Raw genomic sequence first — 18,537 nt, 5'->3', positions numbered from 1 at the left:
CTCGGTGTGACCGTTCGGCGTGTCGCTCGTGCGTCGAAAAGGTCACATCTCTTCCGATGCGGGTTCGGTCGGTGCGGAGCGATAGGCTCCACGGCGGACACTGCAGGGCTACCGAGAGCGCGAGGAATTCGATCGATGCCAGGAACCGGCGGCCAGTGAGCGCTGATATGACCGAAACCACAGACCACCCCACACCCGCAGCCGCACCAGCGGGTGGAGCCCCGCTGCGTGCGTGGCAGAGACGTGCTCTGACGAAGTATCTGGTGTCCGCACCGAAAGACTTCTTGGCCGTCGCGACGCCCGGAGCAGGTAAGACGACCTTCGCCCTACGCGTTGCTTCCGAGCTGCTCGCCCATCGAACGGTGGATCAGGTGACCGTCGTCGCGCCGACAGAACACTTGAAGCACCAGTGGGCCGAGTCCGCTGCGCGGGTGGGCATTGCACTCGATTCTCGTTTCTCCAACTCCACCGGACAGACGTCGAGCGACTACCACGGCGTCGTCGTCACGTATGCGCAGATCGCGTCGCACCCGTTCCGGCATCGCGTACGCACGGAGGCCAGAAAGACCCTGGTCATCCTCGACGAGATCCACCATGGAGGTGACGCCAAGAGCTGGGGCGAAGGCATCCGTGAAGCGTTCAGCGACGCGACGCGTCGCCTTGCGCTCACCGGTACTCCGTTTCGAAGCGACGACAGCCCGATCCCCTTCGTGAACTACGAACCCGACGACGAGGGATTGATGCGTTCGCGGGCGGACCACTCCTACGGGTACTCGGATGCGCTCGCGGACGGCGTCGTTCGGCCTGTCGTCTTTCTTGCCTACTCGGGCGAAGCCCGGTGGCGAAACAACGCGGGTGAGGAGTTCACTGCCCGTCTGGGTGAACCGTTGAGTGCCGAACAGACCGCGCGGGCGTGGCGCACCGCACTCGATCCGCAGGGGGACTGGATGCCTGCGGTGCTTCTTGCAGCGAACACTCGACTGGGCCAGTTGCGCAGCGGTGGGATGCCCGACGCAGGGGCCCTCGTCATCGCTACCGATCAGACGGTCGCGCGCGCATACGCGAAGCTCATCGAAGTGATCACCGGTGAGACGCCGTGCATCGTTCTGTCCGACGACCCGACATCGTCCGCTCGCATCGCCGAGTTCGGCAAGAGCGACCAGAAGTGGATGGTCGCAGTCCGGATGGTGTCCGAGGGCGTCGACGTACCCCGCCTAGCAGTCGGTGTCTACGCGACCAGTGCGTCGACTCCGCTCTACTTCGCTCAGGCGATCGGTCGGTTCGTGCGATCTCGGCGTCCCGGCGAGACGGCGAGTGTCTTTCTGCCCTCTGTTCCGGTTCTGCTCGATCTCGCCAGTCAGCTCGAAGCGCAGCGTGACCACGTTCTCGGTAAACCGCATCGAGAGAAGGACGGCCTCGACGACGATCTCCTCGCCGATGCAAACAAGCAGAAGGACGAACTGGGGGAGGAGGAGAAGGCGTACACGTCCCTCGGCGCGGATGCCGAGCTGGATCAGGTCATCTACGACGGTTCGTCGTTCGGAACTGCCACGTTCTCGGGAAGCGACGAGGAGGCGGACTATCTCGGCCTACCCGGACTGCTCGACGCCAAGCAGATGCGTGATCTGCTGCGTCAACGCCAGCAGGAGCAGTTGGAGAAGCCGGCGGCGCCCGGCCCCGCGGTGCCACCGCCGGCCGCCTCGGAGCGGGTGTCCACGTCCGGCCAGCTTGCCGCTCTCCGCCGCGAACTCAACAGTTTGGTCGCGGTGTACCACCACCGCACCGGAAAGCCGCACGGAGTGATCCACGGCGATCTACGACGCGTGTGCGGAGGCCCACCTACGGCGATGGCTACGGCAGATCAGCTGAGCGAACGAATCACGCAGCTCCGCAAGATGTGATCTGAATGCACGAGAACGGGCGTCCACTCGAGTGGACGCCCGTTCTCGTGAAATTGTGTTCGAGTATCTGGATTTCTTGCCGTGTGTATCGCGAGCGAGCCGACTACACCGCGGAGTCCGATTCGGTCATCACCGTTGCGTTCACTTCACGCAATCGATCTTCGTGCTCCTTGGCGTGGTGACCGCAGAACAGCAGTTCTCCGCCGGTCGAGAGCACAACTCGTGCGCGAGCCCCTGCACCGCACCGGTCGCACCGGTCGGCAGCTGTCAATTGTGGGCTGGTCAAAGTTCCGGGCATGACTCCTCCGTACTGGCGTTCGGTGTCAACCGATTGCCTGGGGCCGGTCCGCCGCGTCGGTATGGCGCGGTCCGTACACTCTTTCAGACGATTGGCGGTCACGCGTTGTTCCCGTAGACGTTTCTTTGTGTTGTCACTAACACGAAACACAAGAGAACCTGCTGGCCGTGCATCCAAGGTCAAGATCTGTTCGCTTAGAGCTGATTCCGGGCGTGTCGAACTCGCCGTCTACTGTCGAACGGTGACACGAGGCGTGGCGACGACCGGGGTAGCTGCTCAATTCGGCATTCCGGCGCTGTTCGTAGTGGGTGGCCTGTGTCAATACGTCGGCGCAGCAATCGGAGTGTTTCTGTTCGACACCCTGGACCCGGCGGCGGTCGCCTGGCTTCGAGCGCTCGGCGCCGCAGTGGTGCTGCTCTTGTGGCGACGACCATGGAGACGACCGATCGGCTCAGCGCAGTGGACACGCCGAAAAGTGATGATCGCCATACTGTTTGGGCTCGCAACAGTCGGGATGAACGTCATGTTCTACGAAGCGATAGCCCGTATTCCATTGGGAGCAGCTGTCGCGATCGAATTTCTCGGCCCGGTCGCTGTCGCCGCAGCCGGGTCGAAGCGCGTTCGCGACACGATCGCGCTTGGTCTGGTGATTCTGGGTGTGCTCGCGATTGCCAGTGCTCAACTCGACGGCAGCCCGGTCGGACTGCCGGGTGTGGGGTTCGCGCTGGCATCTGCCGGTCTCTGGGCGGTCTACATTCTGGTCGGCAAGCGGGTTGCAGACGCAGGCAATGGAATCGATGACCTCGCGGTCGGAATGGCGGGCGGAACCGTCATCCTTGCTCCTGCTCTGCTCGGGCCGGTGCTGTGGACCGATGCAGACGTGTTTCTCGAGCCACGTGTATGGATGCTCGGACTCGGGGTCGGATTGCTGTCCAGCGTCGTGCCCTACGTCTTGGACCAGGTGGTATTGGTCAGGATCGGTAGAGCGCGCTTCGCCCTCCTGCTGGCTCTGCTTCCTACGACAGCGACCGTGGTGGGCGCCGTGGTGCTGTCGCAACTGCCAACGGTCGCCGAGGGAGTGGGAATCGCGGCCGTCATTGCGGCTGTGGTGATCGGCGGTAGCGCAGTCCGCGAACGTGCCGTGGGTACCGAGGAGTTGCCACCGCCCTGACCTGCCCTGACAGAATCGTTCTCGTGAGCGAATCCACCGAACCACTGCTGCACATCTGCGCCTCCGCCGACTGGCACGCAGTCAGAACCTCGCCCGAACTGCGTCCGCCTTCTCTCACCGACGCTGGATTCGTGCACCTGTCCACACCGGCGCAGGTTCATCTTCCGGCGAATCGCCTGTTCGCAGGCCGCGATGACCTTCTTCTCCTGGTCCTGGATCCGCACCGCCTCGACGCCCCCGTGCTGTGGGAGTCGGGTGTACCGGGAGATCCTGAATCGATGGTGTTTCCACACTTGTACGGACCGTTGCCCACGGCAGCCGTCACAACGGTTTTGCGCTACGTTCCGGATGCGAATGGAGAATTCGCTGCGCCAGAACTGTGATGGTCGAGCTCGGTCACGGCCGGCAGCGACCGAGCCACGATCGCGGCTTGAACTCGTGAGTCGACGCCGAGCTTCGCCAGAATCCTCGATACGTGTGTCTTGACTGTCGTCTCGCCGATGTAGAGCTGCCGCGCGATCCGCGCGTTCGACATTCCGTCACCGAGACACCGAAGCACGTCACGTTCCCGGTCGGTGAGATCGGTCAACCCCTGAGGGGCCTCGATCGCGGCCGCATGACTGCCGGATGTGAAGGCGTCGATCAACGTCCGCGTCACCTGTGGCGCCAGCACCCCGTCGCCGGCGTGTACTGCCGAGATTGCGTCGAGGAGATCCTCCGCTGATACCGACTTGAGGACGAACCCGGACGCTCCCGCTCGAAGGGCACGGAAAACGTAGTCGTCGATGTCGAATGTCGTCAGCACGAGGACGCGAGCGAATCGACCGGCGACGATCTTGGTGGTTGCTTCGATTCCGTCGAGGCCGGGCATGCGAATGTCCATGAGCACGACGTCGGGAGTGCGCTGGGCGGCGAGATCGACTGCTTCGTAGCCGTCGGCCGCTTCGCCGACGACGGTGAATCCCGTTGTCGACTCGACTATCGTTTTCAGCCCCGATCGGATGGCTGCATGATCGTCGGCGATCAGCACTCGAATCATCGGGCGGTGCTCTTCGCTACTGGTAGAACTGCTTTCACGCACCACTGGCCGCCCTCGGAGCCCGCATGCAGCATGCCCCCGAGTAGTTCCGCGCGCTGTCTCATGTTGGAAAGTCCCGTCCCTGTATGCCCGTTGTCTCGGACAGGATGGCCCGAATCCGTCGGCGTGATGTCGTTCGTGATCACGATGGTGAGTGCATTGCCATCACATCTCATGTCCACGCCTGTGGCGGCTCCAGGGGCGTGTACGACAGCGTTGGTCAACGCCTCCTGCACGATGCGGTATGCAGCGTGATCCACCGCTGCCGGGAGAACCGTCGTACGGTGAGCGTCAGGTGCGAAGTCGCCGTCGATGTGCACGTCGGTTCCGCTTGCCCGCGCCGACGTCACGAGTCGGTGGAGCTCCTCCACGCGCCCGGGTGAGACGGGTTCGTCCGCGGCACCGTCGCCGCGGAGGAGGCCGATCATCGAGCGCATCTCGGACAATGCGTCGATGCTGTTGACGCGGATCGACGTCACGATGTCGTGAACGCCGGGTCCATTGACTGCGGGGGACCCTTGGTCACGTTTTTCGACTATCCGCAGTGCGGCCGCGGATTGAATCGCTATGGCTGAGAGGTGTCCGGCCACCACGTCGTGTAGATCTCGTGCCATGCGGGCGCGTTCGGCCTCGATGGCAGCTCGCCGGTCCAGTTCGGCGATGACGGTAGTTGCTTCAGCTCTCTCGAATTCGGAGCGCGCGATCTGCTTGTGTTGACGCACACTTCGCGCCCACCACAGTGGAGTGCCAAGGAATGCAGCGGCGGCGCCGATCGTGACGATCACTTCCTGACCCTCGCCAGTAGCCGCGTACACCAGACCACACGTGAGCACGGACACGGCAGCGCACAGACGCAGAATGCCGATCGATTGGCGATCGGTGCCATAGAGCGCCACGCAGTAGACGAGGTCAGACACGATCAGCCACACCGGAAGTGTTGCACCGAGCATCAGATCGAGGCCGAACGGAACGACCGCCAGGCCGAGCGCCAGGACCGGCGCGCGCCGGCGGAGGAGGGAACACGCGCAGAGCAGCGCGAGTACCCCGATTCGTCCCCACAGCGACACGTCCATCCGGTCTGGCACGAATCGGTAGATGTTGGTTGCGTACAGGGCGCAGCAGAACCCGAACTGTGCAGCGACGACGAGAACGTCGCGCGATTCTGCAGACAACTCGGACCACCGGCGCACCCATCCATCACAGCACATCGGTCCGCGCACTTCGTCAGACGAAGGGATGAGGCACACCCGAGACACAAAAGAGCCGCCGCTTGTGCAGCGACGGCTCTTCGGCGTTCACGTGCCGGTGTGCAAGTTCCTACTAGTCGAGGTAGTCACGCAAAACCTGCGAACGCGACGGGTGACGAAGCTTCGACATGGTCTTGGACTCGATCTGACGAATACGCTCGCGCGTCACGCCGTAGACCTGCCCGATCTCGTCGAGCGTCCGCGGCTGTCCGTCGGTCAGGCCGAACCGCAGTCGAACCACGCCTGCCTCGCGCTCGGACAACGTCTCGAGGACCGACTGCAACTGATCCTGCAAGAGGGTGAAGGACACCGCGTCTACAGCGACCACAGCCTCGGAGTCCTCGATGAAGTCGCCGAGCTGGCTGTCGCCTTCGTCGCCGATCGTCTGATCGAGCGAGATCGGCTCGCGAGCGTACTGCTGGATCTCCAACACCTTTTCAGGGGTGATGTCCATTTCCTTCGCCAGCTCTTCCGGAGTGGGCTCGCGGCCCAAGTCCTGGAGGAGTTCACGTTGGATGCGACCGAGCTTGTTGATGACCTCGACCATGTGCACGGGAATGCGGATGGTCCGTGCCTGGTCGGCCATTGCACGGGTGATTGCCTGTCGGATCCACCACGTCGCATACGTCGAGAACTTGTAGCCCTTGGTGTAGTCGAACTTCTCGACCGCGCGAATCAGGCCGAGGTTTCCTTCCTGAATCAGATCCAGGAAGGCCATTCCACGCCCGGTGTAGCGCTTTGCGAGCGACACGACAAGGCGGAGGTTGGCTTCGAGTAGGTGGTTCTTTGCGCGGTTGCCGTCGCGGCAGATCCAGGTGAAGTCGCGTCGTGCAGCAACCGGGAGCTTCTCGCCCTTCTCGGCGAACTCACGCATCTTCTCCGTGGCGAACAGGCCGGCCTCGATGCGCTTGGCAAGCTCGACCTCCTCCTCGGCATTGAGCAGTGCGACCTTGCCGATCTGCTTGAGGTATGCGCGAACGGAGTCTGCCGAAGCGGTGAGCTCGGCATCCTTACGTGCCTGACGCAGAGCCTCGGACTCTTCTTCGTCCCAGACGAAATCGCCGGACGCTTTGTCCTCGGCCGTGGGTTCGGCAGTTGCATCGTCCTCGGTATCGTCACCGGCGGCTACAACCTCGACGACGTCGTTGGCTGCAGCGGCGATGTCGGTGTCGGAGATGTCGATCTCATCGATGCCGGGGGCATCCTCGTCGCCCTCTGCCGTGGGAGACCCGTCGGCAGCCTTCTTGGCCGTAGCCTTCTTCGCTGGTGCTTTCTTGGCTGCCGCTCGTTTTGTGGGAGCCTTTTTCGGCGCTGCTTTCTTCGCCGGTGCGGTGGTCTTAGCCGCCGGAGCGGCGTCGACCTCTCGGATCGTGCCGTTCGGTGCCTCCGCAGCAGGTGCAGGGGACGCAGACTCTGTTGCTGAATCTACGGTCTGACGGATATCGGTGGCTGCCACGTACGCCCTTTCGTGACGGTGTCGTGCGGCGTCACGCCAGAGTGGTTTCCGGCGGAGAGGTCTTGTCGATTGTGCCGGCGTGCAGACCGGCATCAACCATTGTAACGACCCGTCGAGACTTTGTTACCGAGCCTGGTCCGTATCGGCTGCTGTGTCGGCTGCCAGGGCAGCGCCGACAATGCCTGCGGTGTTCAACAAAGTGGCCGCGACCACCGGAGTTCTGTTGGTCAGGTGCGGGATCCACTTCTCGCTCTTCCGGCTGATTCCGCCTCCGGCGATGAAGAGATCGGGCCACAGAAGCGCCTCGAACGTCCGAAGTACCTTCGACACCTCCTTGGCCCATTCATTGTAGGACAGGTCTTTGTTCTCCTTCACCGATGACGCGGCCCGATGCTCCGCCTCCATGCCGTCGACCTCGAGGTGACCGAACTCGGTGTTGGGAAGAAGAACACCGTTGTGCAGTACAGCCGAGCCGATGCCGGTTCCGAACGTGAGGAGGACGACGACGCCGCTCTTGTCCTTGCCCGCGCCGTAGCGGTCCTCGGCGACACCCGCCGCATCGGCGTCGTTCAGCACAGTGACGTTGGAGTGCCCGAGTGCCGAGGAGAAGAGTGCCTTGGCGTCGGTGTCGATCCACGACTTGTCGATATTGGCTGCCGACCGCGCGACTCCTCCGGTGACGACGGCCGGCAGAGTGACACCGACCGGTCCGGTCCAGCCGAAGTGGGCGGTGATCTCCGCAACCACTGCCGCCACGGAATCGGGAGTCGATGGCTGTGGCGTCTCGATCTTGTACCGGTCGCCGACGAGTTCGCCGGTGACCAGATCCACGACTCCACCCTTGATGCCGCTGCCGCCTACGTCGACGCCGAATCCCTGACGTTGCCGTGAGTCCGTGGGCATCGATTCCGAAACTGCCTGTGTCATGTGGCGTGCGCTCCTGATGTCGTGGAACTTCGTCGTACGCACGAATGCCCGTCCTCGGTGAGTACCGTGCGCCTCAAAGAATAGTGCCCGTACGCGGAATCGGTAGGGCCATGAACGGAACACGAATCGTCCGAGTGGTGCGCACGCCACGACCTGTGATCCGATGGTGCACGTGCCGAAACCAGCCGACGCCTCACACCCGAGCAATCGAGAACTTCTGGAGATCGCCCGCGAAGTCGCACAGATCGCTGCTGCACACGTGCGTACTCGTCGGCCCGAAGTGTTCGGTGGCGACGCACGTGGAGTGTCCGCAACTGCGTCTACACCCGTCCATACGAAGAGCACCCCCACGGACCCGGTCACCATCGTCGACACGGAAACGGAACAGCTGCTGCGCACTCTGCTCGCCGAACGGCGTCCTGAGGACCTGATCCTCGGCGAAGAAGGCGGCGGCCAGACGGAATCCGTGCGGGGAATTCGATGGGTGCTCGATCCGATCGACGGCACCGTCAACTTCCTGTACGGACTCCCTGCATACTCGGTCTCGGTGGCCGCTCAGGTGGACGGCGTCAGCGTCGCCGGAGTTGTCGTCGATGTTGCACGCGATGTCACGTACAGCGCGGCTCGTGGCGAAGGTGCCACCATGACCGAATCCGATGGTCCCGCGGTCGAATTGACCTGCAATCCGGTATCCGAACTAGCCCTTGCGCTCGTTGCCACCGGTTTCGGATACGGCGCGTCACGGCGCACCGTTCAAGGCCGCATCATTGCCGAACTGCTTCCTCGGATACGCGACATCCGGCGCGTGGGGTCAGCAGCGCTCGACTTGTGCATGGTGGCGTCCGGAGCTGTCGACGCTCACTTCGAACACGGTCTCAGTCCATGGGACTGGGCCGCGGGATCTCTCGTCGCAGAAGAAGCCGGCGCCGCTGTCGTGCTTCCGAGCCCGACCTCGACGACGGCGGGCGGTTCGATCACGGTCGCGGTTGCGCCGGGCATCGAACGGAAGTTCCTCGAGTGCCTCGACTCGATCGGCGCCCTCGACGCCATCCCGATCGACTGAGGCGGTTGTCAGCAGCGCGCGCTGCGCGCCGCCTCGAGTAGTTCGATGTCGAGTGGGGCGGGAGCCGAACCCGGCGTCACGCCAGCCAGCGACTGAAGTACGGACTCGGCGTCGGTATTGGGCTGCAGACTTTGGAAGTACGTACCCAACGCCAGGTCGACGGTGTCGTCGCCGCGGCCGTCCTGGATCAGTTCGGCGCACGGCGCCGCCAGCCATACCGCGCTGGCTGCGGCTTGGCCGTTTGCGCCGAATCTGATCTGCCCCTGGCACTGCATGTTCTGGTCGAGATACACCGGATCATTTCCGACCTGCACATCCGGCGCGCTCGCGAACCCGTATTCGCTCAGGTCCGCTGCGACTGTGGCGGCCTGCCCGCGTTCCCCGTTCGCATTGAACACTCGCACCTTGGTCGCGGACAGTGCGGCAGGTTCGACATCGAGCAGCGCGGAGCGGTCGACTCGTTCGCCGAGTGGCGCTGGGATCGTTCCGTCGCTCGACGGTGCCGTGGAGGGCTCGTTGCATTCGACTGTGGCGGTCACTGCTTCGTCGGAGGTGAACACCCTGATCCAGGTGAAGACACCGAGAAGCGCCAACGCAAGGAGCACGATCATGATCGGAAGCACACGCCGACGCCGAAACGGTCGGCCGCGATCGTCGACAGATTTGCCCTCGGTGATCAGTGAAACCACGGTGTGGACACGCCTTTCCTTCGCCGGATCTTCATGTGCGCGCCAACGTTCGAGCAACGGGCTCGGCGTGCGTGCTTACTGTAGTTGGCTTCCGCACGAAGGTCGCTGCGCAGGCATGGAATGTCTGGCGGGTCGACGGTGTTCAACCGGTTTGTCAGGCGAAAAGATGACCGTTCGGCGATTCGGTTTCGCCAAAGTCACGCGGTTCGGCTATTGTCTGGCGGCCCCGGTGGTTTCGAAAGTGAGACGAATCCGTGGTGGACGGCACAGAAAGGTGAGGTCTCGATCGGGTTTCAACCTCGATCGTTCGGGAATTACCCGGGTAGTTTCTCGGGCACCTTGCACAACTGTCGTCCGTTGGAGAGACGAACCGGATCAGAACACGAGACGGTGAAGACAGCATGAGGCGCGATCCCCGCGGCCGACTCACTCGTCGGCACGAGTGCACGACGTTTTCACCAATACATGCACGAGAACAAGGGGTACGAAAGAACAATGGCAACCGACTACGACGCACCGAGAAGAACAGAATCCGACGACGTGTCGGAAGATTCACTCGAGGAGCTGAAGGCACGCCGCAACGAGGCGCAGTCTGCTGTGGTCGACGTGGACGAGTCGGACACGGCAGAGTCGTTCGAGCTTCCGGGCGCGGACCTGTCCGGGGAAGAACTATCGGTTCGCGTCGTCCCCAAGCAGGCCGACGAATTCACCTGCTCCAGCTGTTTCCTGGTCCACCACAGAAGTCGACTGGCAAGCGATGCGAGCGGCGTGCTCATCTGCCGCGATTGCGCTGCCTGACCGACACAGCAGAATGATCGACACAGGAGGATGATCGTCCGGACAGTGCTTGTCCGAACGATGGTGAGGCCGAGACCACTCAGGCGTGGTCTCCGGGGGTGGGCCGAGCCAGGGCAGCGACCAGATCTTCCGGCCGCTGGGTGCTGACCAACCAGTAGGGGGTGGGGTCGTCGGGATCGTCGAGAACAATCAGAACCATTTGTTTGACCCAGGTGCGGTGTTGTACGAAGGCAAGGGGATCGAGCTGCCTTCCCAGCGCCGCACTTTTTGCTGTCGCGGGAACGACGGCTGCCTTTGCAATCACGTCCAAGGGGAGGTGTGCCTGTCCGACCCGCAGTTCGCCTACTCCTGACTCGTCGCGAGAGACCTCGACCGTCATCCGACTGAGCCAGTACAGAGCCCAGATCGGAAACGGTAGTAGGAGCACGTACGGAAGCCATGCGCGTAACCCGGGTGCGCCCATGTGCACTTCCGCTGCGAGGAGGGCTCCCACCGCGAGACCTGCGGGCCACCACCAGAGCGGCACCCACAGCTTTTCCGAATGCACGAGGTTGTCTCCAGCCCCGTCGCTCGTCGGGGCGTCGGATTCGAGATCGCGGTGTGAGTCCTGTGGCACGTCCCCCAGCCTAACCTTTTCCCGCGGACGCTCGACGAGGCTCCACTCCTGGGACAGGTCGGGCAGCGTAGTCTCGGAGCACGTGAGAGACGATTCCACCATTGACCACGGCACGTCGGGTGTTGCGAATCCAGTGATGTCCGTTCCGCCACAGGTTCGGGTGACACGGCTGGACCCGGAGTTACCTCTGCCACAGCGCGCACACGAGGGCGACGCGGGCGTCGACCTGCACATCACGGCCGATGCGTCGATCGCGCCGGGTGAGCGGATGGTCGTCGGAACCGGCATCGCCGTGGCGCTCCCTCTCGGCACTGTCGGCCTCGTTCATCCACGCTCCGGCTTGGCAGCGCGTTCCGGACTGTCCATAGTGAACTCGCCAGGAACCATCGACGCCGGCTACCGCGGTGAGATCAAGGTCTGCCTGATCAATCTCGACCCTCGGGAGACGATCGACCTGGTACGTGGGGATCGCATCGCGCAGCTGGTGGTTCAGAAGGTCGAGCTGGTGACGTTTCTCGAGGTGGACTCGCTGGACGACACGACGCGAGGCAGTGGTGGATACGGTTCGAGCGGCGGTCACGCAAGCTTGGCGCATAGCCCGATTCGAGAAGGAAAGAACTGATCATGTTCGGACGTCGCAAGAAAAGCTCTGGCCTTCCCGACGAGACGGAGGGTGGGTTCTTCGCCGACGAGGCCCCCAACGGCTCCGGGGACGGTGCTATCGAGGACGGGGCTACTGCAGATGAGTCGGCACCCGGGGGACTCGATCCCGACCAGGGGCCGTTCGATCTGGGCGAACTCGACGAGGAGCGAGACGCGCTCGCCGAGACTCGGCTGGACCTCGGTTCGGTGCTGGTGCCGTTGCCGGCGGGCGGACAGCTGCAGGTCGAGATGACGCAGGCGGGCGCCCCGCAAGCAGTGCACGTCGTCACGCAGTACGGTCGGATCACGATTGCGGCGTACGCGGCTCCCAAGTCTCCCGGTCAGTGGCGTGAAGTAGCCGCCGATCTTGCGGATTCGCTCCGCAACGACAAGTCGACCGTCTCGATCGAGACCGGCCCGTGGGGACGAGAGCTACTCGGTGTGACCGCGAATGCAGATCTGCGCTTCATCGGAGTGGACGGATACCGGTGGATGGTCCGCTGCGTGCTCGCCGGTCCGGCCGGGAATGTGAACAGCGACTCACCACTCGTGAAGATCGCTCGGGACGTGCTCTCGCAAACCGTCGTCGATCGCGGTACCGATCCGCATCCGGTGCGTACGCCGCTACCCGTCGTACTTCCCGCCGCGCTGACCGCTCAGCTTGCAGCGGCGCAGCAACAGCAAGCCGAGCAGGCCGCTCAATCCAACGCCCAGCCGAATCCGACTCCGGCGTCACCCGCCCCGGCAGGCCCTACCGAGGGGCCGCGCCGAGGTTCGTCGGGCTCGGCAATGCAACAACTCGGCGGCTGATACACGCGAGCTGATTCGCGGAGAGCTGGTTTACGGCGAGCTGGGGTTGGGGGAGTCCTGCTGTCCGAGCGAGGCCGACAGAGCTCCGACGGAGCGCGCCCCGATTATTCCCGGGTCGGTTCCGATGTCCGCGAGGGTGACGGTGGACAACGAGGACCCGGGTATCTCGGCGTGCCAGATCCGGGCAACGTCGTACGGGTGGATCGGATCGTCGACTGCGGCCACGATCGCTGTCGGCACGCGCAAGCGGGCCAGTAGTTCTCGATCAGGCGCCGTATACGCAGATGCTTCGATCAACGCTGCAGGTAAATCGGGCCACTGCGACCGCCACGACCGCGTGAGCGTCTCGGCCAGCCACTCCGGAGTCGACGCGACCATCTCGGCAGTGGTGGCAACCAGGCCATCGTCGAGGAGTCGTTGCGAGGTGTATCGAGCGCTCGCGGCCGCCGGAGCGTCACCCGGCGCACCGATCCAGGGCGGGAGCGCCGCCAGGATCGCGCACGCACGGCCGGGGTTGCGTGACGCCCACGCCACCGCGACCGCAGCACCGATCGAGATTCCACCGATGATGATCTGGCCGTGTTCGGAAGCCGCAGCATCGAGAGCTGCTTCGTACGATGCAACGACACCGTTCGGATCGGGTTCGACCGCCACCGCGGACGTTCCGACCGAAGACAGTGCCGGTGCAAAGGCAGCCGCAGCGAACTGCGCATCGCTCCCCGTACCGGGCAGCACGACGGCGTGTGATGCCCATTCGCTCATTCCGATCATTGTGCACTTGCATCGTCGAAATCGTCCTCGGGGGGCGTTCGGACGGTGCGGTTGGCTGTAGGCGATCTGCAGGTCTACAGTGGCGGAAGTACACGCCATCGAGGTGGCACAACCCGTCGTAAATGCTCCAGGAGCGCGCAATGGCACCCGCTGCCGCAGGATACTTCCGCAAGCTGACGCGGAAGTTGACCGAGGACGTCGAGGAGCTCGACGCCCAAGAAATGGCCGAGTCGTCCGAAGCGTCCGGCGCGAAGCGCGCCTGTGACTGCTCCCGCGGAGATGAAGTCACCATGCTCGGCCGTCTCCGCAGCGTCGATGCGTGTTCGAAAGCCGCCAACGCGAACATCGAAGCAGAGTTCTTCGACGGCACGGATCCCGTGACGCTGGTGTGGATCGGGCGGCGCAAGATCGCGGGAATCGAGCCTGGTAAGACGGTGCTGATCCGTGGTCGCGTCGGCGAACGAGACGGTCGCAAGATCGTCTACAACCCCTACTACGAACTTCGCGACGATTCCTGACGCCCTTGCGCGGAGGGCACCGGGGGATGTGGCACCCTCGTGGGTGTGACAGACAGTGAAGGCGCGAACGTCGAGGACCGCAAACAGACCATTCTGGAGCAGCTCGGTGGGCTGACCGGTCTGGTGGCGTCGACGCTGCCCGTCGTAGTTTTCGTACCTGTCAACAGCTTCTGGAATCTCACCGCCGCGATCTGGTCGGCGTTGGCCGTCGCTCTCGGGGTGATGGTGTGGCGGCTCGTCAAGCGAGCACCGATTCAGCCCGCTATCTCAGGATTCTTCGGTGTCGGAATCTGCGCGTTCATCGCATATCGCACGGGCGATGCGAAGGGCTACTTTCTATTCGGCATCTACACTTCGCTCGCGTACGCCGGGGTGTTCGTCGTCTCGATGATCGCCAGGTGGCCGCTCGTCGGCGTCGCCTGGGGGTACCTGAACAGCAGGGGATCGTCGTGGCGCAGCAATCGCCGAGCGGTTGCCTCCTACGACATCGCCACGTTCGCGTGGGCGGTGGTCTTCGGCGCCCGCTATCTCGTCCAATCTCAGCTCTACGACGCCGATCAGACAGGGTGGCTGGCCGCCGCACGTATCGGCATGGGCTGGCCACTGACGGGCGTCGCACTGCTGGTGACGTTCTGGGCCGTTCGCCGCGCCGACCGCGCCCTCGCGGAGGAATCGTCGACCGGCGGGGAACTCACGCCACTAGATCCTGATACTCGGGATGCTTCGTGAGAAAGCTCACCACGTAGCGACACTCGGGTCGCACCCGTAATCCCTTGCTGCGCAGATCATCGAGAGCTGCACTTACCAGTGCGCTCGCGTAGCCGAGTCCCTCGAACTGGGGGTAGATCTCGGTGTGCAGAAACGTCACGACGTCATCGTCTCGGGAGTACTGCTCGATCCCGGCGATCTGATGTCCTGAGACGATCTCGTACCGAGACTGCTCGGGGTTGTCACGGACCTGGGCAGAGTCGCTGGAGGCGGTCATTGCAGACCCACCGCCGCGCGCAGTTCGCCCTCGACTTCCACCGAGGCCACGAACAACAATTCGTCGCCACCTTCGAGCGGATCGTCCTGCTGCGGCACAATGACCCGTCCGCCGCGAAGGATCGTCACGAGCGCAGCGTCACGCGGAAGCGACAGTTTGCGGACCGGTTTGCCTGCGAGTGGCGTGTTTTCGGGAAGCGTCACTTCGACCAGGTTGGCCTGTCCCTTGCGGAATGTCATGAGATGGACGAGGTCGCCGACGGACACCGCTTCCTCCACGAGGGACGCGAGCATGCGCGGTGTCGACACGGCAACATCGACGCCCCACGACAAATCGAACAGCCACTCGTTTCGCGGATCGTTCACGCGGGCCACAACTCGGTTTACCCCGAACTCGGTCTTGGCCAACAAACTCAGTACGAGATTGGCCTTGTCGTCACCCGTCGCGGCGATGACTACGTCGTAGGTTTCCAGGTTCGAGGCCTCCAGCAGCGAAAGTTCGCATGCGTCGGCGAGGACCCACTCGGCTTCGGGGATCGCATCTCGATCGACATGATCGAGTTTGCGCTCCAACAACATCACCGCGTGGTTGTTGCGAATCAGTTCCCGGGCAATGGATCTCCCGACGGCGCCGGCGCCGGCAATTGCGACTCTCATGAAATTCCGTCTCTGTGAGGTGCGGTGTGACGATCAGTCATCGGACGGCGGCGGATTCGATGCGAGCGCAACGGCTTCGGCGACGGTGCCCGACACCGCCGCAACGTAGATCTCGTCGTCGGACTGGATCACGGTCTTCTTGTCCGGTAGCAGTCCGGTTCCGAAACGGATCAGGAACGCGGCCCGCGAATGTGTCGACTCCTCGAGCACGGACAGTTTCTTCCCGATCCAGCCCTCGTGGATCTCGAGCAGGACCACCGCGACGCTGCCGGACGGATCGCGCCATTTGGTAGTCGGATCCTCACGCAGCAGATTGTGCAGGAAGCGGTCCGTGGCCCAGGGAACGGTTGCAACGGTCGGTATCCCCAGCCGCTCGTAGACAGCTGCGCGCTTCGCGTCGTAGATGCGAGCAACGACCTTCTCGACTCCGAACGTCTCGCGGGCGACTCGCGCAGCGATGATGTTCGAGTTGTCTCCGGACGACACCGCAGCGAATGCCTCGGCCCGCTCGATGCCGGCCTTGACGAGAACATCCCGGTCGAACCCCATCCCGACCACACGATGGCCGTCGAACGACGGGTCGAGGCGCAGGAACGCAGTCTCGTCACGATCGATGACGGCGACCTCGTGGCCGATCCGTGCGAGAGCGCCTGCCAGCGATGCACCGACTCGGCCGCACCCCATCACCACTACGTACACAGGTCCAGCTCCATTCGGATCTTTCCTCTCCCGGCGTTCGAGAGGGTGGGCGACTGCTACGGACACCAACGTATCGGGCCGCCGCTCGGTTATCGAGCGGTGGATCTCGGTGTCGACGTCGAATCAGACTTTTCGGAAGGTGGATCGAGCGCGTACGGCGCGTTTCGACGCTCCGGTGTTCCACCTGCAACACAAGCGCCTACGCTTTCACCCGTGTCCAAGCTCTCGACGGCCGCCAAGCGGCTCGTGCTAGGTAGACCCTTCCGCAGTGACAAGCTAGGTCACACGCTCCTACCGAAGCGCATCGCACTTCCCGTCTTCGCCTCGGACGCCATGTCCTCGGTCGCTTACGCGCCGGAGGAGATCTTCCTGGTGCTGTCCGTGGCGGGGATCTCGGCCTACGCCTTCACTCCCTGGATCGGTCTTGCCGTTTGCATAGTCATGGCCGTCGTCGTTGCCAGTTACCGACAGAACGTTCACGCGTATCCGTCGGGTGGTGGTGACTACGAGGTAGCCACAGTCAACCTCGGGCCGACCGCAGGCTTGACCGTCGGGAGCGCCCTGCTGGTCGACTACGTGCTCACCGTCGCGGTGTCGATCTCGGCTGCCGCGTCGAACATCGGCTCGGCAGTACCTCTCGTCGCGCACCACAAGGTTGCGTTCGCGGTCGTCGCGATCGTCCTGATCACTGCGATCAACCTGCGCGGGATCCGGGAATCGGGGGCAGCCTTCGCGATTCCGACCTACGCGTTCATGATCGGCATGGTGCTCATGCTTGCGTGGGGACTGTTGCGGGTCTACGTGTTCGGGGAGGATCTGCAGGCGGAATCCTCATCGTTCGAGCTGGTGGAGGAGGACTCGCACCTGTATGGAATCGCGTTCGCCTTCCTCATTGCTCGCGCGTTCTCCTCAGGCTGCGCCGCCCTGACCGGCGTCGAAGCGATCAGCAACGGTGTACCCGCATTCCGCAAACCGAAGTCGCGCAATGCCGCGACGACGTTGCTTCTCCTCGGAGTCATCGGCATCACGCTGCTGATGGGCATCATCATTCTGGCCCAGAAGATCGGCATCAAGTACGCGTTGGATCCCGCCAAACAATTGGTCGGCGCGCCGGATGGGTACCAGCAGAAGACTCTGATCGCGCAGCTCGCCGACGCGGTGTTCTCCGGTTTCCCGATCGGCTTCTTCTTCATCACGATCGTCACTGCATTGATCCTCGTGTTGGCCGCGAACACAGCCTTCAACGGGTTTCCGGTTCTCGGATCGGTACTTGCACAGGATCGATACCTTCCCCGTCAGTTGCACACGCGCGGCGACCGGCTTGCGTTCAGCAACGGGATCCTCTTTCTATCCGGTGCTGCCATCGCGTTCGTCGTGGTGTTCGGCGCCGAGGTGACCAAGCTCATTCAGCTCTACATCGTGGGTGTGTTCGTCTCGTTCACGCTCAGCCAGACGGGCATGGTTCGGCACTGGACTCGACTGCTTCGTACCGAGCAGGATTCGGAATCACGGCGTCGGATGTTTCGTTCCAGAGTCGTCAACGGCGTCGGGCTCGCGATGACCGCCACCGTGCTCGTGATCGTGCTGGTCACCAAGTTCGCAGCCGGAGCATGGATCGCGATCGTGGCGATGATCGCGATTTTCGTGCTGATGCGGATGATCAGGAAGCACTACGACACGGTGGCCCGTGAACTGGAGAACGAAGAGTGGGACGGTGTGTTGCCGAGTCGAACTCACTCGATCGTGCTGGTGTCCAAGCTGCATATGCCGACGCTGCGCGCGCTCGCGTACGCACGTGCGACTCGCCCCGACACGTTGGAAGCCATCACCGTCAACGTCGACGAGGCCGACACCAGGGCTCTTGTGCGGGAGTGGGAGGCCAGTGACGTCTCCGTTCCGCTCAAGGTGGTGGAGTCGCCATACCGCGAAATCACCAAGCCGGTGCTCGACTACGTGAAGCGGGTGCGGCGTGACTCACCGCGTGACGTGGTGACGGTGTTCATTCCGGAGTACGTCGTCGGTCACTGGTGGGAGCAGATCCTGCACAATCAGAGCGCATTGAGGCTGAAGAGTCGTCTGCTGTTCCAGCCCGGCGTGATGGTGACGTCCGTTCCGTGGCAGCTTCACTCTTCGGAGAAGGCGAGGCGAGAATCGATCGAGAACGCACCAGGTGCCTCGCGTCGTGGCTACGAGCCTCCATCGGGAAAGTGAC

At 63.4% G+C, this 18,537-nt stretch carries 21 protein-coding genes; 10 read left to right on the top strand and 11 right to left on the bottom strand.

Annotated elements, in window-relative coordinates:
* The first annotated feature begins 167 nt into the window (after positions 1 to 167).
* Positions 168 to 1,901 carry a DEAD/DEAH box helicase gene (locus tag WDS16_RS10775; RefSeq protein WP_338892642.1) on the top strand — a complete coding sequence of 578 codons (1,734 nt, stop codon included), beginning with the start codon at positions 168 to 170 and terminating at the stop codon, positions 1,899 to 1,901.
* Between the two features lie 103 nt (positions 1,902 to 2,004).
* Here WDS16_RS10775 and WDS16_RS10770 read toward each other — a convergent pair whose 3' ends face one another.
* Positions 2,005 to 2,199: a DUF7455 domain-containing protein gene (locus WDS16_RS10770; RefSeq protein WP_121114656.1), complete on the bottom strand. Its 195-nt coding sequence runs from the start codon at positions 2,197 to 2,199 to the stop codon at positions 2,005 to 2,007.
* A gap of 241 nt (positions 2,200 to 2,440) precedes the next feature.
* Here WDS16_RS10770 and WDS16_RS10765 point away from each other — a divergent pair, with 241 nt between their 5' ends.
* Both WDS16_RS10765 and WDS16_RS10760 read left to right on the top strand, forming a co-directional pair.
* Positions 2,441 to 3,370, top strand: coding sequence for an EamA family transporter (locus WDS16_RS10765; RefSeq protein WP_338892640.1), 930 nt, complete (start codon positions 2,441 to 2,443; stop codon positions 3,368 to 3,370).
* 23 nt (positions 3,371 to 3,393) lie between these two features.
* Positions 3,394 to 3,753, top strand: coding sequence for a DUF952 domain-containing protein (locus WDS16_RS10760; RefSeq protein ID WP_338892639.1), 360 nt, complete (start codon positions 3,394 to 3,396; stop codon positions 3,751 to 3,753).
* On the opposite strand, the gene WDS16_RS10755 is transcribed toward WDS16_RS10760, so the two are convergent.
* The 4 genes from WDS16_RS10755 to ppgK form a co-directional block, all read right to left on the bottom strand.
* Complete coding sequence (locus WDS16_RS10755) at positions 3,708 to 4,409, bottom strand: response regulator transcription factor (protein ID WP_338892637.1); 702 nt, start codon at positions 4,407 to 4,409, stop codon at positions 3,708 to 3,710. The genes WDS16_RS10760 and WDS16_RS10755 overlap by 46 nt on opposite strands.
* Positions 4,406 to 5,620: a sensor histidine kinase gene (locus WDS16_RS10750; RefSeq protein ID WP_338892636.1), complete on the bottom strand. Its 1,215-nt coding sequence runs from the start codon at positions 5,618 to 5,620 to the stop codon at positions 4,406 to 4,408. The genes WDS16_RS10755 and WDS16_RS10750 overlap by 4 nt, the downstream gene beginning before the upstream one ends.
* Positions 5,621 to 5,768: 148 nt before the next feature.
* A complete protein-coding gene (locus WDS16_RS10745) occupies positions 5,769 to 7,151 on the bottom strand; it encodes an RNA polymerase sigma factor (RefSeq protein ID WP_338892635.1) in 1,383 nt (460 codons plus the stop codon).
* Between the two features lie 123 nt (positions 7,152 to 7,274).
* Positions 7,275 to 8,078, bottom strand: coding sequence for a polyphosphate--glucose phosphotransferase (gene ppgK / locus WDS16_RS10740; RefSeq protein WP_338892633.1), 804 nt, complete (start codon positions 8,076 to 8,078; stop codon positions 7,275 to 7,277).
* Between the two features lie 163 nt (positions 8,079 to 8,241).
* On the opposite strand from ppgK, the gene WDS16_RS10735 reads away from it, so the two are divergent.
* Entirely contained in the window at positions 8,242 to 9,141 is a 900-nt protein-coding gene (locus WDS16_RS10735; protein WP_338892631.1) for an inositol monophosphatase family protein, read from the top strand.
* 8 nt (positions 9,142 to 9,149) lie between these two features.
* Here WDS16_RS10735 and cei read toward each other — a convergent pair whose 3' ends face one another.
* The gene (gene cei / locus WDS16_RS10730) at positions 9,150 to 9,830 is read right to left on the bottom strand and encodes an envelope integrity protein Cei (protein ID WP_338892629.1); all 681 of its coding nucleotides are present in this window, start codon (positions 9,828 to 9,830) and stop codon (positions 9,150 to 9,152) included.
* 495 nt (positions 9,831 to 10,325) lie between these two features.
* Here cei and WDS16_RS10725 point away from each other — a divergent pair, with 495 nt between their 5' ends.
* Positions 10,326 to 10,628: a DUF4193 domain-containing protein gene (locus tag WDS16_RS10725; RefSeq protein WP_068375910.1), complete on the top strand. Its 303-nt coding sequence runs from the start codon at positions 10,326 to 10,328 to the stop codon at positions 10,626 to 10,628.
* A 79-nt stretch (positions 10,629 to 10,707) separates the two neighbouring features.
* Here the strand turns inward: WDS16_RS10725 and WDS16_RS10720 are convergent, their stop codons facing one another.
* A complete protein-coding gene (locus WDS16_RS10720; RefSeq protein WP_338893336.1) occupies positions 10,708 to 11,175 on the bottom strand; it encodes a DUF3093 domain-containing protein in 468 nt (155 codons plus the stop codon).
* A gap of 205 nt (positions 11,176 to 11,380) precedes the next feature.
* On the opposite strand from WDS16_RS10720, the gene dut reads away from it, so the two are divergent.
* The gene (gene dut, locus WDS16_RS10715) at positions 11,381 to 11,866 is read left to right on the top strand and encodes a dUTP diphosphatase (RefSeq protein WP_338893335.1); all 486 of its coding nucleotides are present in this window, start codon (positions 11,381 to 11,383) and stop codon (positions 11,864 to 11,866) included.
* Positions 11,867 to 11,868: 2 nt separating this feature from the next.
* On the top strand, positions 11,869 to 12,696 hold the full coding sequence (locus WDS16_RS10710) for a DUF3710 domain-containing protein (protein WP_338892626.1): 828 nt from the start codon (positions 11,869 to 11,871) through the stop codon (positions 12,694 to 12,696).
* Positions 12,697 to 12,726: 30 nt separating this feature from the next.
* On the opposite strand, the gene WDS16_RS10705 is transcribed toward WDS16_RS10710, so the two are convergent.
* Complete coding sequence (locus WDS16_RS10705) at positions 12,727 to 13,458, bottom strand: alpha/beta hydrolase (protein ID WP_338892625.1); 732 nt, start codon at positions 13,456 to 13,458, stop codon at positions 12,727 to 12,729.
* 149 nt (positions 13,459 to 13,607) lie between these two features.
* On the opposite strand from WDS16_RS10705, the gene WDS16_RS10700 reads away from it, so the two are divergent.
* On the top strand, positions 13,608 to 13,985 hold the full coding sequence (locus tag WDS16_RS10700) for an OB-fold nucleic acid binding domain-containing protein (RefSeq protein ID WP_068375927.1): 378 nt from the start codon (positions 13,608 to 13,610) through the stop codon (positions 13,983 to 13,985).
* Positions 13,986 to 14,030: 45 nt separating this feature from the next.
* Positions 14,031 to 14,714: a DUF3159 domain-containing protein gene (locus WDS16_RS10695; protein WP_338892622.1), complete on the top strand. Its 684-nt coding sequence runs from the start codon at positions 14,031 to 14,033 to the stop codon at positions 14,712 to 14,714.
* Here WDS16_RS10695 and WDS16_RS10690 read toward each other — a convergent pair.
* Genes WDS16_RS10690 through WDS16_RS10680 form a run of 3 tightly spaced genes read right to left on the bottom strand, consistent with a single transcriptional unit; the run spans position 14,677 to position 16,325 of the window.
* A complete protein-coding gene (locus WDS16_RS10690) occupies positions 14,677 to 14,970 on the bottom strand; it encodes a GNAT family N-acetyltransferase (protein WP_338892621.1) in 294 nt (97 codons plus the stop codon). The genes WDS16_RS10695 and WDS16_RS10690 overlap by 38 nt on opposite strands.
* The gene (locus WDS16_RS10685) at positions 14,967 to 15,626 is read right to left on the bottom strand and encodes a TrkA family potassium uptake protein (protein WP_338892619.1); all 660 of its coding nucleotides are present in this window, start codon (positions 15,624 to 15,626) and stop codon (positions 14,967 to 14,969) included. The genes WDS16_RS10690 and WDS16_RS10685 overlap by 4 nt, the downstream gene beginning before the upstream one ends.
* Before the next feature lie 33 nt (positions 15,627 to 15,659).
* Positions 15,660 to 16,325 (bottom strand): TrkA family potassium uptake protein, encoded by a 666-nt coding sequence (locus WDS16_RS10680; protein WP_338892618.1) that lies wholly within the window; start codon positions 16,323 to 16,325, stop codon positions 15,660 to 15,662.
* A 213-nt stretch (positions 16,326 to 16,538) separates the two neighbouring features.
* Between WDS16_RS10680 and WDS16_RS10675 the strand changes: the two genes are divergently transcribed.
* Positions 16,539 to 18,536, top strand: coding sequence for an APC family permease (locus WDS16_RS10675; protein ID WP_338892617.1), 1,998 nt, complete (start codon positions 16,539 to 16,541; stop codon positions 18,534 to 18,536).
* The last annotated feature ends 1 nt before the right edge of the window (position 18,537 follow it).

Origin of the sequence: Rhodococcus sovatensis (genome assembly GCF_037327425.1) — a bacterium.
GTDB classification, from domain to species: domain Bacteria; phylum Actinomycetota; class Actinomycetes; order Mycobacteriales; family Mycobacteriaceae; genus Rhodococcoides; species Rhodococcoides sovatense.
Note: the sequence above shows the minus strand (reverse complement) of the source record. Positions and strands in the feature narration are given on the sequence as shown.